The organism is Tolypothrix tenuis PCC 7101 (genome assembly GCF_963874875.1).
In the GTDB taxonomy this organism is placed as follows: domain Bacteria; phylum Cyanobacteriota; class Cyanobacteriia; order Cyanobacteriales; family Nostocaceae; genus Aulosira; species Aulosira tenue.
In genome coordinates, this window is record NZ_CAWNJS010000001.1 from 6,574,823 (window position 1) to 6,592,962 (window position 18,140).

At 39.6% G+C, this 18,140-nt stretch carries 8 protein-coding genes and 1 pseudogene; 4 read left to right on the plus strand and 5 right to left on the minus strand.

The window, feature by feature from the left end:
* Positions 1-17: 17 nt before the first annotated feature.
* Together AACU25_RS25975 and AACU25_RS25980 are read right to left on the minus strand one after the other, a co-directional pair.
* Positions 18-2,504: an AAA-like domain-containing protein gene (locus AACU25_RS25975; RefSeq protein ID WP_096580609.1), complete on the minus strand. Its 2,487-nt coding sequence runs from the start codon at positions 2,502-2,504 to the stop codon at positions 18-20.
* A gap of 363 nt (positions 2,505-2,867) precedes the next feature.
* The gene (locus AACU25_RS25980) at positions 2,868-4,469 is read right to left on the minus strand and encodes an AAA-like domain-containing protein (protein WP_190445776.1); all 1,602 of its coding nucleotides are present in this window, start codon (positions 4,467-4,469) and stop codon (positions 2,868-2,870) included.
* A 352-nt stretch (positions 4,470-4,821) separates the two neighbouring features.
* Here AACU25_RS25980 and AACU25_RS25985 point away from each other — a divergent pair, with 352 nt between their 5' ends.
* Entirely contained in the window at positions 4,822-5,790 is a 969-nt protein-coding gene (locus AACU25_RS25985; protein WP_096580613.1) for a YegS/Rv2252/BmrU family lipid kinase, read from the plus strand.
* A 218-nt stretch (positions 5,791-6,008) separates the two neighbouring features.
* The gene (locus AACU25_RS25990; protein ID WP_096580615.1) at positions 6,009-7,571 is read left to right on the plus strand and encodes a metallophosphoesterase; all 1,563 of its coding nucleotides are present in this window, start codon (positions 6,009-6,011) and stop codon (positions 7,569-7,571) included.
* 14 nt (positions 7,572-7,585) lie between these two features.
* Here the strand turns inward: AACU25_RS25990 and AACU25_RS25995 are convergent, their stop codons facing one another.
* Positions 7,586-8,395 (minus strand): metallophosphoesterase family protein, encoded by an 810-nt coding sequence (locus AACU25_RS25995; RefSeq protein WP_096580617.1) that lies wholly within the window; start codon positions 8,393-8,395, stop codon positions 7,586-7,588.
* A gap of 26 nt (positions 8,396-8,421) precedes the next feature.
* Between AACU25_RS25995 and AACU25_RS26000 the strand changes: the two are divergent.
* Positions 8,422-8,598, plus strand: a pseudogene (locus AACU25_RS26000) (metallophosphoesterase); the annotation flags it as partial.
* Here the strand turns inward: AACU25_RS26000 and AACU25_RS26005 are convergent.
* Positions 8,595-9,437, minus strand: coding sequence for an SGNH/GDSL hydrolase family protein (locus AACU25_RS26005; protein ID WP_190445777.1), 843 nt, complete (start codon positions 9,435-9,437; stop codon positions 8,595-8,597). The pseudogene AACU25_RS26000 and the gene AACU25_RS26005 overlap by 4 nt on opposite strands.
* A gap of 371 nt (positions 9,438-9,808) precedes the next feature.
* On the opposite strand from AACU25_RS26005, the gene AACU25_RS26010 reads away from it, so the two are divergent.
* On the plus strand, positions 9,809-15,199 hold the full coding sequence (locus tag AACU25_RS26010; protein WP_321206705.1) for a trifunctional serine/threonine-protein kinase/ATP-binding protein/sensor histidine kinase: 5,391 nt from the start codon (positions 9,809-9,811) through the stop codon (positions 15,197-15,199).
* A gap of 453 nt (positions 15,200-15,652) precedes the next feature.
* Here AACU25_RS26010 and AACU25_RS26015 read toward each other — a convergent pair whose 3' ends face one another.
* Positions 15,653-17,899 (minus strand): cation:proton antiporter domain-containing protein, encoded by a 2,247-nt coding sequence (locus AACU25_RS26015; protein ID WP_096580621.1) that lies wholly within the window; start codon positions 17,897-17,899, stop codon positions 15,653-15,655.
* Positions 17,900-18,140 lie beyond the last annotated feature (241 nt).

Sequence of the window (18,140 nt, forward strand, 5' to 3'; positions counted from 1 at the left end):
ATACAATTCTGAAAGCCTTAAATGTTACACTTTTCAAGTCGCAACAAAAGAAGAGAATGAAACTCATAGAGGGTATGGGAAAAGTATCTGCCATGAGGTAAGCTCCCCCTATACTTATCTGGACTTTTTTTTATCAGCTTCAGTACTTCCCTAAGCCTCAGCAGTTCCAAGTTTTCTCCGCCGATTTTTTCATTATACCATCCTACTGCCTTGGCAAAGGAAATATAATTTTTTGAATTTTTATTCCATATTTCCTTTTGCACACTAAAGCCGAAACGTTTATCTGAATTAGCGACCCAAAGCTGGTCTATTTTTTTCAGGGCTGGACAAGAAAAATTATTAATATTGTCAATCTCTAAAAATCTTTGTTCTTCTCTTTTAGAGAGATATAGCATGAGTCGGTCTGTTTGCCAATCAGCTGCTTGCCAATTTTTAACTTTTAAATAATATTCAAGTTGAGCATATAAATATTGGGTAAGAGATTGTTCAACCTTTTCTCTCAATTTTTTGTCTCTCTTATTGAGTTGCTCATCCTTATTAAGGATATCAATTAAATGTTGATGAACAGATTCAATAACATTACTGTCAATAATTTTTGGTATTGTTGATTGTAAAGAAATGATATTAGGATTTTTTTCAAGAATATTGAACGCTTCTTTGTAAGCTTCTATTGCATTTTGAGTATTGTTTTGTTTACTGAGCAACTTGCCTTTAACATTCAAAGCAAATATTTGTATTTCCAAAAATTCACTGTTTGATTCTCTACTCTCCATTTCCTCCTGATTCTGTTTCCATCCCCTTAAGAAGTTCATACTTTGTTTGATAGATTCTTCTGCTGACTTCCAATCTTCGACTTCTTGATAAGCTAATGCTTTAGCAGCATGAAGATATACTTGTTCAATTTGAGCATCTTTGATTTTAATATCTATTTGTTCAGATATCAACTCAGCTGCTTCTGAGTTTGGGGGTAATTTGCTTACCAATTCTCTTAGCTGTTGGGGATAAGCTACATATGTATATGTTTCTTTAAGTTTTTCTTGCGCTTCTTTGACTTTCTTTTCTGCCAGTATTACTGACATTGCTGCTACTAATACAGTAAAAATTAAAATAATATATCCATTACGAATTTGTTGTTTAGCTTTGCGGTTAGCTTCACTAAGTAAACTATTTCTATATTCTGCTGCTTCTCTATCCTGTCTTTCTCTTTCCAAAGCAGCTTCTTGTTCCTTAGCAGCAATCTCTTCTTGGATTTCTTGCTCTTTACTCGCTGCTAAAAACTGCCTATCTTGATAACTTAAACTCTTATCCCGCGCCCATGCTTCCGCTTCTTCTAAAGCCTTTCCCCGCAATAATCGTGATGTATCCTTTCCCTCAGAAGCTACCCAAAAGCGGAAATTCTCTGAATATGGGCGTAGATTTCTTAATTGATTGTCTATCCAATTTTGATTAAAAACTTCTTGATATATGGGATTATAAACTCTTAAATTATTTTGCTGCCTAAAAACCAAACCTGAAAGCTGTAACTCACTTTGCTCTAAAGTATCATCGGCTGTAACCTCAGATTGCTCATCCCTCAATCTAATTTGCTGATACAGTTCTAGTAAATATCCAGCGCGTTGTTCATCGCGCAAAATTCGAGCTTGAATTGTGCGTAAATGTTCAGGCTCATCTTGCGATTCCCAATTTTCAATAATCCGCGATTTTACTACCTGCTCAACATTGCGAGGATTGTCTTGCAAAGATTCTTCAATCATCAACTGACAAAGTTTTTGCGTCAGAAATGGTTGTCCTCCTGTCCAATATAAAATTTCCTCCATGACTGCTTGAGGATGAGAAAATCTCCCTGACATCCCCCTAGCTAATGGCTCAATTTCATGCAATTGAAAACCAGTCAAAGAGATAGCTTGACCAATATTAAACGGAGTACGTTGTTTATCCTCAATTAAATTGCTAGGTGATGCAACTCCCAACAAACAAAAAGTCAGGCGATTATATTCAGGATTATCAACTCGCTTGTTATAACAGGCGCGAATCAGTGCAAAAAAATCATCAGTGGGAAATTTTAGGCTGAGTACACTATCAATCTCATCAATAAAAATAACGATATTTTCTTGAACTTCAACAAGTAATATTTCTTCTAAAAACTTACGAAATCTCGTTACCAGGGAATTTAACTGATTAGCTTCCCACCAATCACCAAAATCTACATCTAAGTCAAAAGTTTCAATTAAATTATCAATTAAATCTGCATACCATTGTTCCGGCGGTACATTTTGAATCCCCCCAGCCGAAAGGTCAATTGCTGCACATTGTACACCTTCTTCTCTAAGTCTTTGCATGGTTCGCACACGCAAGCTAGACTTTCCGCTTTGTCGGGAGTTCAAAACATAACAAAACTTTCCCGCTTTTAATCCTGCATACAAATCACTGTCAGCTTGGCGTGTAACGTAGGTGCTGGCATTTTCCGGTAAACTTCCAGAGAAGATATATTGGTCATTTGTCATTTGTCATTTGTTATTGGATTTAGCTTTTGTAGGGTGCGTTATGGACTTTAGTCCTAACGCACCGAAAATATCGAATGGTAAGCGTAAGAGTGGAGTACAATACATTTTACAAAATTATGAAAATCTCGGATGGTGCGTTAGCCTGCGGCGTAACACACCCTACAAAATAGAGTGGGATCAGCATTGAGTAGTAGGGTGTGTTATGGACTTTAGTCCTAACGCACCGAAAATCTCTAATGGTAAGAGTAAGAGTGCGTTACAATACATTTTACAAAATTAAGAAAATCTCGGATGGTGCGTTAGCCTGCGGCGTAACACACCCTACAAAATAGAGTTGGGATAAGCATTGAGTTTAAGTTGATATTACCCTAAACGCACTGCGAAATACTGACGATATAATTCATAACTGGGAACACAATCATTACCTGAAAGTTTTACCAATCCTAAACTATGTAACTTGAATGCAACCTCAGTATCTAACCTGACGGGTGCATTCGCCGTTACCACTTGTTTATACCCTAACTCAAGCTGAGAATTATGTTGTAAATGCCATAATTGCTGTCGCAAATGGGCGCTAAAAATTCCCTGTTCTGTTGGCGCAAGCTGCAAAATTTCTTCTATAGTAGCTTGGGGATTTTGCAGATAAGCGACTGCTTGCTGGATTAAATCAGGGTGTCCTTTTACTAACGCCATCAATTCGCTTAAAGCTTGCGTACCTAACTTATCTGCTAATTCATACTGCTGGGCAAGAAATTCTACTTGTTGGAGATTAAATTCAGATAATTCAATTGGTAATCCCACATTAAATGGTGAATGATTAGTATCTAAAGTAGGATATGATTCTGTGGAATGAACTACAACTAATCGCAGTTTCTTCCAGAGATTACCAATTTTATCTCCTTGTTTAGCAGCTTCATACCATCCCCGCAGTAATAAACAGAATGAGGGGAAAATATCTGGATATGCAAATAATCTCTCAAAATTATCGATCGCTAATATTAAAGGGCTATCGCTAGCAGCTAATAAATGTTTTTGTAAATAACGAGTACAGTTTTTATTTAATCCAAAAACATCTTGCCAATATTTATCTAATTGCGGTTCTAGTTCCAGACTATCGGCAACATCAACACATAACCATTGTAAAAATGTTTTTGCGTCAGCCAAAATATCACTATCAGCAAGTTTTAAATCTAACTTTGCTGTTCGATAACCTTGCTGTCTCCCATAATTAAGTACTTTCTCTAACAGCAATGTTTTCCCCATTCTCTGCGGCGACCTAATGCGAATTAATGCCCCAGGTTGCAAAATTGCCTCATAACATTTCGCCTCAATTGGCGGTCTTTCTACATATATTGTTGTTGTCTCTGTAGCAGCATTTAATAATGCTGTATCTGATTTGGTAATTAATTGAGGGGTAAGATTTTCTGCTATTCCAGCTACACGAATCAAGCTACAACCTAATTTATAAGCAAACTCATAACCTTTATCTGCGCCTAGCGCATCATAAAAACCTACGGCAAATTCAATAGCTGCTTTATCACCAATTCTCTGACTCATGCCTACAACATAATTAATATATTGTGCAATTTCCCCAGCTTGATATTGAGAAAAACAGGCATTGAGTACAACACATTCTACTTGGTCAGCAAATAATTGAAATAACCCAGCTAAAGCTTCCGCATCAACTAATTTAATTTGACCGGATTCATCTTCAAATACTAAACCTTCTTCTCCAGTTCCATGCCCAGAAAAGTGAATAATCTGCGGTTCGTATTCTAAAATAGCTCTGTGTATATCTCTGTAACGTACTGCTTCTGCTGTAGCTATGAAATATTGGTCACGATTCTTTGACCTTTTCAATCCTTCCTTAATTTCGCGCATCTCTTCACCCAACCGCAAGGGATTGGTATCTCTGGGATTTGCGGATAAAAGCAGGATTTTCCGAGTTTGATTATAATCGCTCATTATGCAATTTGCACGGGATAAGCCTAAAAATTAGGCTAAACTGGCAGATATCTACATTTTGAGTATGCGGTTTTTCGGAATCTATTACAAGAAGGCTAGAATATGAAAATATAGAGATATATGATGATGTGTATTTGATTTGTGAAAAGATACATAGATAGATGCGTTACGCTGTCGCTAACGCATCCTACAGCACTAAATATCTAATATAAATTCAATCCCTTTTCCCCTTTACCCTTTCCCCCAATTCTTTAAATCCGCAACCTGTCGTCAGGAGGAAGTGAGAATTTTATAGGTATGTTATGAATAATTTTGATATTTTAATGAGATTAGTTATTAAATTTTCATTTATATGAAGCGTTCCGCCTGTCTTATTTTTAATCCTGTTGCTGGTCAGGGAGACTCAGAACAAGAACTCAATCAAATTCGTGCATTACTAGAACCAGAAATAGATTTAGATGTTTACTTCACTACCGAAGAAATTGGTGCTGATAAACTGGCGCAGGAAGCAGTGGCGCGTGGTGTAGATGAAATTATTGCTTCGGGGGGTGATGGGACTCTCTCGGCGGCGGCGGCGGCTGTAGTCAATACGGGGATTCCCTTAGGGATTATTTCACGAGGGACAGCGAACGCCTTTGCCACAGCTTTAGGCATCGCTGACACTATTGAAGCCGCTTGTGAGAATATTTTGCAAGGCGCGACTCGGAATGTAGATATAGCCTACTGTAACGATTTGCCAATGGTGTTGCTGGTAGGTGTGGGTTTTGAAGCGGAAACCGTAGAAAAGGCAGATAGAGAAGCCAAAAATCGCTTTGGAATTATGGCCTATGTTCTCGCGGGACTTCAGCAATTGCGGGAGTTAGAAAGTTTTGATGTGGAAATTGAGACAGAAGACAAGATAATTAAAACGACTGCGGCGGCTGTCACAGTAGCCAATGCTGCACCGCCGACTTCCGTGTTAGCGCAAGGGCCAGCCGGGATTATTTATGATGATGGATTACTGGATTTAACGATTGTAGCGCCAGTGAATAAAGCAGGTGCGATCGCAGCTACATATCACCTCTTTCAAACTGCTTCAGCAGGTCATCCAGTGGAACGCGATGACATTGGCTACCTCCGCGCCAAACAATTTAAAATCACCACAGAACCACCACAAAAAGTAGTCTTAGATGGCGAAATCATCGGCACAACCCCCATTGAAGTCAAATGCGTCCCCGGCGGTTTGACGCTTTTTGTCCCCCAAGTAGAGGAAGAAGTACCAGTTGAGAAGTTAGATGGACTACCCAATTTGGTAATTGAGATGAAAGAATCGGGAGATTAGGGGATTGGGGACTGGGGACTGGGGACTGGGGACTGGGGATTGGGAAAAGCAAGGGGGCAGGGAGCAGGGAGCAGGGGAGAAATAATTAATGACAAACCCCAAACACCAATTACCCATTACCAATTACCCATTACCAATTACCCATTACCCATTACCCAATGCCCCATGCCCAATGCCCCATGCCCAATGCCCCATGCCCACTTGAGGAGTAAATTCTATTGAAACTAGTTTCTGATCCAGCGATCGCAAAAAAAATTAGTAAGATGCAGCAACGGGTAAAATGGCAAGACCCGTTGATTTTGGAACGCGGGATTGACCAAACTCGCTTGGTTCTGGATGATGGTCACGCAGATGATGGGGAATTTTCGTTTTTGGTTGTGGGTGATAGTGGTTCGGGAACGCATAAGGGACATGATCCCCAAAGGCGGGTGGCGGAATTGATGTTACCCCACCATGATCAATGTCGTTTCATGTTGCATACTGGCGATGTGATTTATTTGGTGGGGTCGAGGGAGTACTATCAACAAAACTTTATCCAGCCTTACCAGGAGTTTCTGGTCGGGGGAGAACAGCCGAAGAAGATTCCCTATGACAAAATGGTTTTTCAGTTGCCGATTTTACCTGTACCGGGAAATCATGATTACTATAATCTGCCAATTTTATTTGGTATAGCTTCGGTGACTACATTACCCATTCGGCGCTTGTTAAAATCGCGGCTGGATTTAGATGTAGGTTTGTATGGTTCAGGGACGGGTGAAGCCTACGCCCGAGCATTTTTAGATTATCTCTGCGGTATCCAATCTCCGGTAGATTTAGCTAATCATTTGGATAAATATTACACTGCAAATACAGATAGCGGGCGCTGTCTCTCTTACCAGCCGGGAAGCTTTACTCGCTTGCCAAATCGTTATTATACGTTTCGCTATGGTGGCATAGATTTCTTTGCACTGGATTCTAATACATTTAACGATCCGCCACCACTGCCTAATACTCAAGAAGGCAATAGCGATCGCAGAATTTTAGAGAAACGCCGCGCTAGCTTAGAACAAGAAAAGCAGCAAATTACAGCCACCTCAGCGCTACTAAGTCCCAGTAACCCCAAGGATGCAGAACAATTAGACGATTTACAGGTTAAACTTACCCAAATTGAGGAAATTATTGTTGATATTGAAAAGCAGTTAGACAGTAACAAAATAGTACTGACTGATATTGAACAGCTAGACTGGCTAAGGCAAAAGCTAATTGAATCTTGGCACAACAAAGAAGTGCGCGGCAGGATAATTTATTTTCATCATCCCTCCTACGTGACTGAGGCGACAAAATGGCAACAAGCGCAAACTTTAGCAGTGCGTACCCGGTTGCGTGGGGTGTTAGATGCAGTTGCTGAAAAATTAGGTTCCCTAACAGAAGGCCGTCCTTTAGTAGATTTAGTTATTAACGGTCACGCCCATTGTCTAGAATATCTGCAAACCGCAGACACCGGACACGCTGATTCCCATATTCCCTGGATTGTTTGCGGTGGTAGCGGTTTTAGTTTGCGTCGCCAACGGGAAGAAGGGCCGGAGGTGCGGGAAATAATGGCGGATGGCGAGAAATTAGTAGCGCGATCGCAACTTTTCATCGGACGTAGCGGCCAGGGTTTCAACAAACACAGACCTTATTCTTGTTTGCGAATTGATGTCAAAGGCGATGGCCAGCCTAAATTTATTGTCCGTCCTTTGGTGGCTGAATGGTATCAGAGGCAATGGTGCGATCGCGAAATTGAGCCGTTTGAAATCTAATTCAAACATTGAGATTATTTCTGCGCCTGAATTACGATTACACGCCCATCCACTTTGATAACTTGGATACCATTTTCTAACACAATCATGGGCACTTTCCAATAAGAATGACCGCAGATCGCTAATAAATGATTTGTGAGATTTATTGTTTCTAACTCACGGCGAATAGATTCTTGTCCAACCAAATTACCTTGTGGATCGTTTGGCCCTTCATGTAATATCAAAATATCTGGTGATCGCTTCAGCAATTCCCTAATTGTTCTCAGAAATTCTTTTTCTGTCCGCCTAAAAGGTTTGCCTTTTTTGCCAATAATCCCAGAAATTCCGGCTAGACTAAGCGCACCATTTATTTTCATTTCACCATCAAGATAGTAAATATTCCGAGTCTGCTGAAAAATTTGCATTTCTAATGGTGTACTACCGAAACTATCGTGATTTCCTGCAACACCAGCCACCCAACGAAATCTCCGATTAAAAGCTAACCAAATTTCTCGAACATCACCCACTACTCCACCGCGCCTATTGACTTCTGCATACAAATCACCTGCGAAGATCATCCCTGTATTTTTTAATGAAGGTATTTTGCCGATTTCTGCCAATATTTCTAATTCTTCTAAGAGTAGATAAGCAAGCAGTTGTTGATTTTTGGGGTCAACTCCTTGCAAATCGCTAGTAACAATAATTGCCTCTAAATTATTCGGTAGAGAATCAACTTTTGCTGATAAAATTGGTAAATTTCTTGCAATTACACCAACACCGCCAGGAGCAGCTGTGAGATACGGTATCTGATGAATTGGTGAGTGAGAAATTGAGATGATTTGCATCTTGGTAAACTAGATCTATGGAAACGCGATCGCAACTGTTCATTGGACGCAGCGGCCAGGGTTCCAACAAACACAGACCTTATTCTTGTTTGCGAATTGATGTTAAAGGCGAAGGCCAGCCTAAATTTATTGTCCGGCCTTTGGTCGCTGAATGGTATCAGCGGCGATGGTGCGATCGCGAAATTGAACCATTTGAAATTTAGCGCTTGGATAAGATAGCTAAAGCTGCATCCGCGATTAATTTATTGGTCTTGGTTGTGAAATGTACTTGATCCCAAAATACATATTCATCTGGATTGCTAGATTCTACAAGGGAGCTAGCTTGAGTTGTGTTTGTGAAACCAAATTTTTGCGGATGTGCGATCGCATCATCCACAATAGACTTGACATCGAACAACATTAAATTAATTTTGTCTTCAAAAGTATAGGCAATTTCTTGTAAAGATGCGTTATGTTTCTCTACTAATTGACTCACTAAATGGGAACTTGTAATCTGATTAACTTCTGGTGCTAGAGGTGTTTTACCAATATCAATAATATTAACTAATAAAATATTTCTGGCACCTGATGCAGTTAAATTGTGTATTGCAGTAGAAATATTGGCGATACTAGTAATAGTGTCACTATATTTGGGAATACCATTTACAAATGGCGCATAATCCGCAGCGCCAGCCCAGATAATATATAGTGCATTCGGCTGAATATGTGGCTTGCGGCTGATATATGAATCTATTTGTTGTTGCAATCCTGGTAAATCTGGTAAATCGGGAATCACAGCCGGAAATAAATTTTCCGTACCTGTGGTTGCGCCTCCAACAGCAAAATTGATCCCGTGATTGCTTGAGCTATTTTCTGTACTTGGTTGTATGCTTAATTTTAAACTTTCTGCGAGATAATCAATCCACAGCAGACCATTAGAAAATCGCCCATGATAGTTAGGTGGTGCGGCTAGAATCCCTCCAGTAATATTGAAAGCATTGCCAATATCTGAATAACTATCACCAAAAATGTAAAGATTGCTGAAGTTTTTTAGCTCTGTCATATCTATGCAATACTTCCTGATAATCAACATAATTTCGCTACAGGTATAGCATAGAAATTTTAAAAATAGGTTTATTGGCGGAGAAGGTTTATTGTTGAGCTATTAAACTTATTGGGTAATTGGCAGACTAATTCAGGATTTACGCAACTGGTACACACATCTTCTGATTTAAGAGTCAACAGTCAAGGGTCAAGGGTCAAAAATTCAGGTTTTTTTGACTTTTGACTCTTGACTCTTGACAGCCTAAAAGAAAAACAATGTGAAACTTGCGTAATTCCTATAATTTATATTTTTTACTTCTATCGTTATTTATCCCGCTTCCACGGGAAATCTAGAAATATAAAAATCATGATATCAGCAGGGAAAATATTGTGTCGCCATTGTTCGGGATTCTAGGGTATGAAATCACAGAAGTTGTCCATGAGGGGATAGACACCATTCTTTACAAGGGAACTTCCCAGAAGAACCAACAACCAGTAATTCTCAAAGTACTGAAAGCTGACAACCCTAGCCTCGAAGAGATTTTTCGACTCAAACAAGAATATAAAATTCGCGAAAATTTAAATTTAGAAGGTGTGGTTAAAGTTGATAGCATCGAAAACTACGAACATCGTTTAGTTCTGGTTTGCGAAGACTTTGGCGGTATTAGTCTTAAACAATGGCTTTCCACAGAAAAACCTTCTCTTCTCTGTTTCCTCAACATTGCAGTTGCATTAGCGAGAACATTAGACTCTCTACATCAACAGCACATCGTCCACAAAGATATTAAACCTGCGAACATCATCATCAATCCTCAATCCCAGCAGGTGAAACTCACCGACTTCGGTATCGCTTCCCGGTTGGATAAGGAAACTCCCCAAATCACCAATCCCAACCACATGGAAGGGACTCTGGCGTATATGTCGCCAGAACAAACAGGACGCATGAATCGTTCTGTCGATTACCGCAGCGATTTTTATTCATTGGGAGTGACATTTTACGAAATACTCACAGCACAACTACCATTTCAAAGCAACGATCCCTTAGAGTTAATTCACTACCATATTGCCAAGCAAGCAACGCCTATTCAGCAGTTGAACTCAGAAGTACCCCAAGCCTTAGCAGCAATTGTCGCCAAACTGATGGCGAAAAATGCTGAAGACCGCTATCAAACTGCGGCTGGGCTATTGGCAGATTTAGAATTATGTTTAGAGCAACTCAAGACTCAGGGGATAATATCCAACTTTATCCCTGGAGAACGCGATCGCACAGCCAATCTGCTCATTCCCCAAAAACTCTACGGACGGGAAACAGAAGTATCTATGCTACTATCTGCGTTTGAGCGGGTAGCAGCATCACAATCGCCAATTGAATTGGTGCTGGTGTCTGGTTACTCGGGGATTGGGAAATCATCTTTAGTTAACGAAGTTCACAAGCCAATTGTTCGCCAACGGGGTTATTTTATCCGTGGTAAGTTCGATCAGTTTCAGCGGAATATTCCTTATGCTTCTTTAATTCAGGCGTTACAAAGTCTAATACAACAGTTACTGACAGAAACTAATGCTCAATTAGAACTTTGGAAACAAAAGTTGCTGTCAGCTTTGAATAATAACGGACAAGTAATTATTGATGTTATTCCTGAAGTTGAACGGATTATTGGCAAACAGCCTTTAGTACCGCAGTTAGGTTTAAAAGAAGCGCAAAACCGATTCAATCAGGTATTTCAAGCTTTTATTCAAGTTTTTACCCAAAAAGAACATCCTCTAGTCATATTTTTGGATGATTTACAGTGGGCTGATTCTGCTTCTCTTGATTTCATTCAAGTGTTGATGACTAACTCAGATGCTCAATATCTGCTACTAATTGGCGCATATCGAGATAATGAAGTAACTGCTAGCCATCCTTTAAATAAAACCTTAGAGGAAATTTCCCAAGCCGGAACCATCATCAATAATATTGTGCTGTATCCCTTGGGTTTAAATCATGTACAGCAAATTTTATCAGATACTTTAAATGACGGAAAAAATAACCTAGCTTTAGTAGAATTACTCTTCAATAAAACCCAAGGAAATCCCTTCTTCTTCACCCAACTCTTAAAAACCTTACACCACGATCAACTACTCAAGTTTGATTTTACTCAAAATTGTTGGCAATGGGATTTACAACAAATTCAAGCTACGGGAATAGCAGATAAAAGTGTCGTGGAGTTGCTAGCGGGTAATATTGCCAAGTTACCAGCCGCTACTCAAAATACTCTAAAATTAGCCGCTTGTATTGGTGCGCGCTTCAGTTTAAATATTTTAGCCACAGTCAGCGAACAGCGATCGCTCCTGGTTGCTGCTGCTTTGGAACCCGCTTTACAGGCGGGATTAATTTTGCCTTTGAGTAATGAATACAGCATCCCCCTATTATTTGCCGATGAAGAGTTGGAGATGATGGGGTTTGATAATTCGCAAATTACCTACCGTTTTTTACACGATCGCGTACAACAAGCAGCATATTCACTAATTTTAGAATCGCAGAAGCAAGCCACTCACTTTAAAATTGGTCAATTACTGCTGCAAAGCAAATCAAAAGCCGAAATTGAATCTCAGATTTTTGATATTGTCAATCAATTTAATTATGCCATAGAACTTTTTACTACACAGTCACAAAAAGATGAATTAGCGCAATTAAATTTAACTGCTGGACATAAAGCTAAAGCTGCTGCAGCCCATGAACCTGCGGTAATTTATCTGCGAATAGCCAGAGGATTGTTAGCTGAAGATTGTTGGCAATCTCAATATAATTTGGCTTTGGATACTTATGTTGAAGGCGCAGAAGCCGAGTATTTAATTACTAACTTTGATATAGCTAAAAATTTATCAGATATTGTAATTCAACAAGCAGCTAATTTACTCGATTTAGTCAAAGTTTATGAACTGATAATAGACATGAATATTGCTCAGTCTCAACAATTTCAAGGCGTGAAAGTTGGGATACAAGCAGTAGAAATGTTAGGAATTGCTTTAGTTAAATATACAGGCGATCGCCACAGTTTACCGCAACTCCCAATGCTGTCAGATTTAGCGACTTTCCCAGAAATGACAGATCCATGTCATTTAGCCAGTATTCGCATTCTCAGCAAAATTTCTGCAGCTGCTTATCAATCTGCACCCGATATTTATCCCCAAATAGTTTTAACAATGGTGAATCTATGTCTAGAACATGGACATTCACCATTAGCATCTTATGTTTATGGTGCTTATAGCGCATTTTTACAATCGATTATTGGCGATCCGGCTGCTGCTTATCACTCAGGACAAATTGCCTTTAGTTTATTAGCACAATATCCTGCCAAAGAATTAGAAGTTAAAGTTTACATGGTAGTTAGTACCTATGCTTTACCTGGCAAGGAACATATAAAATCTACATTTAATCCCTTAATTAAAGGTATTCATAGCGGCTTAGAAGTTGGCAATATTGCTCATGCTGGTTTAACTGTAATTGCTTATTGTACGCAGCTATTTCTCTCAGGAGAAAACTTAGAATTAGTTAACCAGCGCCAAAAGGAATATATTGAGCTACTGCGAAAACTCAAGCAGCAGCCTTATATGAGATATGCCAAGATTTGGGGACAATTAGTTGTCAATCTTCAGGGTGCAGTTGAGAAACCTTATTATTTAAACGGAGAGATTTTTACTGAGGAAAATATTGTTCCTTGGTTTGAGCAACCTAAGTACTATCAAGGACTGTTTGCAGCTTATATTGCTAAGGTAATGATTCTGTATATTTTTGCAGAATATGAACAGGCGATTAATTATAGTGAAAAAGCTGCTCCTTATCAAAGAGCAACTTTAGGAATTATGTTGGCTTCTGTTTATTACTTCTACTATTCTTTGGCGCTATTAGCTAACTATAAAAATATAGAAGTAGAGCAACAACAGCAAATATTAGCACAAGTAGAGATAAATCAACAAAAGCTCAAGCATTGGGCAGAATATGCACCATGTAATTTTCAACATAAATATGATTTAGTAGCAGCAGAAATCGCGCGAGTTCAAGGACAAGTTTTAGCAGCAATGAACTTGTACGATATTGCTATTACTGGCGCTGCTGAAAATAATTATATTCAAGAAGAGTCTTTGGCAAATGAACGTGCTGCATTGTTTTACTTAGAACTAGGTAAAACTAAAATCGCCAAAACTTTTATGACAGAGGCTTATTATGGTTACATTCAATGGGGAGCGATCGCTAAGGTAACAGACTTAGAAAAACGCTATGCTGATTTGATTCCTCGAACTCAAGCTAGGGCTAAAAATCATCAAGGAATCATTGATGATTGCTTAACATCAATCACAACTCACCAGAACATAGTTAGAACTACAAATAATCTTCACAGCACTAACAATATCCTAGACTGGGCAACGGTGATGAAAGCAGCAGAAGCCATTTCCAGCGAAATTATTCTTGATCATCTCCTGAAAAAGCTGCTGCACATTTTATTAGAAAATGTCGCATCCCAAAAAGGTTGTTTAATTTTAGAACAAGAAGGTCAGTTACTGATAAAAGCTATTGATAAAGAACAAAAGGATTCTGTAATTATCACCCAATCTACGCCTGTAGAAAGTAGCGATGATGTCCCTATTTCTTTAATTAATTATGTTGCTAGAACCCAGCAAGCTTTAATTTTAGGTAATGCTAGCCAAGCAAGTATTGCTAGCGCCGATCCTTACATTCTTCAACATCAACCACAATCGGTGCTATGTACACCAATTTTGTATCAAGGTAAATTGATTGGCATCATTTACCTAGAGAATAACTTAACTACCGATGCCTTTACTAGCGATCGCCTAGAAATTCTCAAGCTGTTGTCAACCCAAGCTGCGATCGCCATTGAAAACGCTAGCCTCTACGCACGCGAACAAGAAAAATCCCAACAACTGCAACAATCCCTCGAAAAACTCCAACGTACCCAAGCGCAACTCGTACAGACTGAAAAAATATCTTCTTTAGGACAATTAGTAGCTGGTGTTGCTCACGAAGTCAACAATCCTGTGGGCTTCATCAGTGGTAGTCTCTCCTATGCGGAACAGTACATTGCAGATTTGATTACTCACTTAAATTTATACCAGCAGCACTACCCAAATCCGCCGAGTGTGATTCAGGAACACGGAACCAACATTGAGATAGATTATTTACTAAAAGATTTGCCAAAGATGATTGGTTCCATGCAGCTAGGAAGCGATCGCATCAAAGATATTATGCAATCTTTGCGGAATTATTCTCGCAACGATCATGGGCAAAGAAAGCTGAGTGATATCCACAAAGGTATAGACACCACATTAATGATTCTGCAACATCGGCTGAAAGCTAAAGCTAATCGTCCCGCAATTCAAGTGGTGAAAAACTATAGTGATTTACCAAAAGTTCCCTGTTACCAGGGACAACTCAATCAAGTATTTATGAATTTATTGGCAAATGCTATTGATGCTTTAGAAGAAGCTAATGAAGGTAAAAATTATCAAGATTTAGAGCAACAACCTAACATGATTCATATTCAAACAACAGTAGAAGATGAATGTGCAGTAATTAGAATTGTAGATAATGGATTGGGGATGTCACAAGAAGTACAGCAGCTACTTTTTAACCCTTTCTTTACTACTAAGCCTGAAGGTAAAGGTACAGGTTTAGGATTATCTATCAGTCAGCAAATTATTACCGAAAAACACGGTGGAACTCTTGAGTGTAATTCTTCTCCCAGTCAAGGTACAGAATTTGTGATTCATCTGCCATTAAATTAATACAATTTTGAATTTTGAATTTTGAATTTATTTTAGGGACTTCCAGAAAATAAATTATACCAATTCAAATAATGTTTGCGATACATCAATATATTCTAGAGGCCAAGGCACTGCCCATTGGTGTCAACTTAACGTGAAACCAGCTTGGTTGCAAGGTTTCGCCCTCACCCCCAGCCCCTCTCCCACCAGGAGAGGGGAGCAAGAGATTTAGTTCCCCTTCTCCTGCGGGAGAAGGGGTTAGGGGATGAGGGCGCGAGGTATTTTTACAACACGCGCCGTATATAGCTTTTAGCTTAAGTTGACACAGGTGGGCAGTGCCTTGCCCCTACAATCTGTCGCATTCTTTTTTCAAATTAGTATTATCAAATTTACAAGAGAGAATATTTTCTTTCTCCCCTGCTCCCTGCTCCCCTGCCAAAAAAGCGATAGTATATTTTTTAAGTTACAAATTCCTTAGTTACTACGCACAGTAATTACAGCTACCGGACACCGTGCTTTATTGAGAATAGCATCAACACGATGACCAAAAAATACTCGACCTGTGATTGTTTGAATACTGCTACCTAAAACAATTAAATCTACTTGCTTAGTATGAGCATATTTGAGAATTTCAAACTCTGGAATACCAGTCAAAATTGCTGTTTTTACCTCAGCACCGAATCCTCGCCCTACTTCAGCTTGCTGCTGCACAATTTGTTTAGCAATGTCTGTAATAGAATCAATTGTCTGCTCCTCAAATAAAACATATTCGCGCTGAGTTCGGTTGACGACATTGACTAAAGTTACAGTTGCTCCGGTTTGAGCAGCAATTGTACTCGCAACTTCTACGGCGTGTAGGCTGTATTCATTACCGCTAGTGGGTACTAAAATATGAGCGAGTTTGTGATAACCAGTTGGCTCATTTGTAGATAAATTTGACTTCACCACCATTGTGGCGCAAGGAGATTCTTGCACTACTCGATCAACTAACAAGTTGAATACAGAACCGCGAGAACGTTGATTTCCAGTTGCGCCTAAAACAATCAAGTCATAGCCTTTATTGGCTTCTTTTAAAATCACATCCGCTTTGTTTTGTCCAGATTCAACTTTGGTCTGGATTAGTGAACCAGTGGGGAGATTCATTTCATTAGCTACGATAGCAATAGCATTTTCTGCTGTATTATCTTTAACAGCAGTTGCGACAGCTTTTACTGATTTACGTAGAGGCTGTTGATCGCTTTTAGCATATAAAGCTGTCACTTCCAAAGAATTTTGATGTGCTAAATGATTGACTAACTGAGCCGCTAACCTGACATTCGGCCCGCCTTGAGTGGGTACTAATACGCGACGAATGCGCTTGATAAAGCTGCGACTAGCGAGTTCTTCTTGCTCTAAGCGTTGGGCTTCTTCTTCACCGATGGAGACTTTAGAAAGTGACCAGCGTAGCAAAGGCGGAGCCATCAATGAGGTAACGATCGCCACCATCACGATAATAGAATACATCTGGGGATTCAGTACACCCAAGGAAACCCCAATGGTGGCGACGATAATCTCCATCGCGCCTCTCGCATTCATTCCCGATCCCATTGCGATCGCTTCCCAGTGGCTTAATCCACCAACACGCGAACCAATATAAGCACCAGTGAATTTGCCAAAACAGGCGATCGCTAACACCACTAAACCCACTACAAAGGTTTGCGGAACCAATAGTTGTACTAAATCAACCTTTAATCCGGCTGTAGCAAAGAAAATCGGTGCTAGAAATCCAGCCGTGATTAATTCCAGAGTTAAACCCGCCTCACGACTAAAACGGGGTGATTGTCCTGCTAAAATTCCGGTGACAAATGCTCCTAATGCAGCTTCAATTCCTAAGGTGTGAGTAAAAGCCGCTGCACTTAACGCCAACACTAATAAAGCGGACAAACTAGCTGTAGCGCCACCAATATAATCATCTACCCAGCGAAGCGCCCAAGCCATGAGCGATCGCCCTATAGTAAAAGCAATTGCCAAAAACAGTACTGCACCACCAATTGACCTAAATACCGTCGGAAAATCAAACTTTCCACTGGTTGCTAAACCAGAAACTACCGAAAGCAAAATCCAGCCTAAGGTATCATCAGTCATCCCCGCAGCTAAAGTCACCTGACCAATATCCCGGCGAATTAGCTTTAAGTCCATTAATACCTTGGCTATTACTGGTACTGCGGAAATACTCATCGCCGTAGCAATAAACAAACTAAAGATTAACCTTTGCTCAGGATTTGCTAAAAAGCTTTCTGGGAGAAACCAACCTAATCCCAATCCAGTTGCAAAGGGAATGATAATCCCCCCCAAGGAAATTAGTAATGCTGTTTTGCCTTTGCGAACTATTAAGTTAAGGTCTGTTTCTAATCCTGTGACAATTAGTAAGAACAGCACACCTAACCAAGACACAACTGAAAGCAAATCAGACTGCGCCTGACTTTTAGGAAAAATATGATGCTGTAAATTTGGCAGAATCCAACCAAATACTGATGGGCCTAATAGTACCCCAGCGAGTAATTCACCTACCACTGGTGGTAACTTAATCCGACGCATAAATTCGCCCAAACCTCTAGCCACTAGCAGTAGTAAAGCTAATTCCAGCAACACTAATAGCAACTCATGATGACCAAGAGGTTTAATTAAACCTTTTGCTGGTAATGCACTAGAAGCGAATAAAAAGTTTAGCAGTTGATTCATGTTTTCAGTAGTGTTTGAATAATGCCAATGCAATGCTACTCGGTTAAGGGTTTTGAACTCAAAATTGGTTGTGGGGAAAAGGTTAAAGGTTAAGGGTTAAAGGTTTTTTTCCCTTTTCCCATTCCCCTTTTTTCCCTTAAACGACAGACAAGTATTGAATGCCAATGGATGAGATTATTAATAATAAAAGCTTTGACTTAACATAAAAATAATGATGAGGAAAAACCCTCATCATTTAACT

What these genes read in the sequence shown, in the direction of transcription:
- AACU25_RS25975 (WP_096580609.1), bottom strand. Translation starts at nt 2,504, where the DNA reads ATGACAAATGACCAATATATCTTCTCTGGAAGTTTACCGGAAAATGCC.
- AACU25_RS25995 (WP_096580617.1), bottom strand. Translation starts at nt 8,395, where the DNA reads ATGCAAATCATCTCAATTTCTCACTCACCAATTCATCAGATACCGTAT.
- AACU25_RS25985 (WP_096580613.1), top strand. Translation starts at nt 4,822, where the DNA reads ATGAAGCGTTCCGCCTGTCTTATTTTTAATCCTGTTGCTGGTCAGGGA.
- AACU25_RS25980 (WP_190445776.1), bottom strand. Translation starts at nt 4,469, where the DNA reads ATGAGCGATTATAATCAAACTCGGAAAATCCTGCTTTTATCCGCAAAT.
- AACU25_RS26005 (WP_190445777.1), bottom strand. Translation starts at nt 9,437, where the DNA reads ATGACAGAGCTAAAAAACTTCAGCAATCTTTACATTTTTGGTGATAGT.
- AACU25_RS26015 (WP_096580621.1), bottom strand. Translation starts at nt 17,899, where the DNA reads ATGAATCAACTGCTAAACTTTTTATTCGCTTCTAGTGCATTACCAGCA.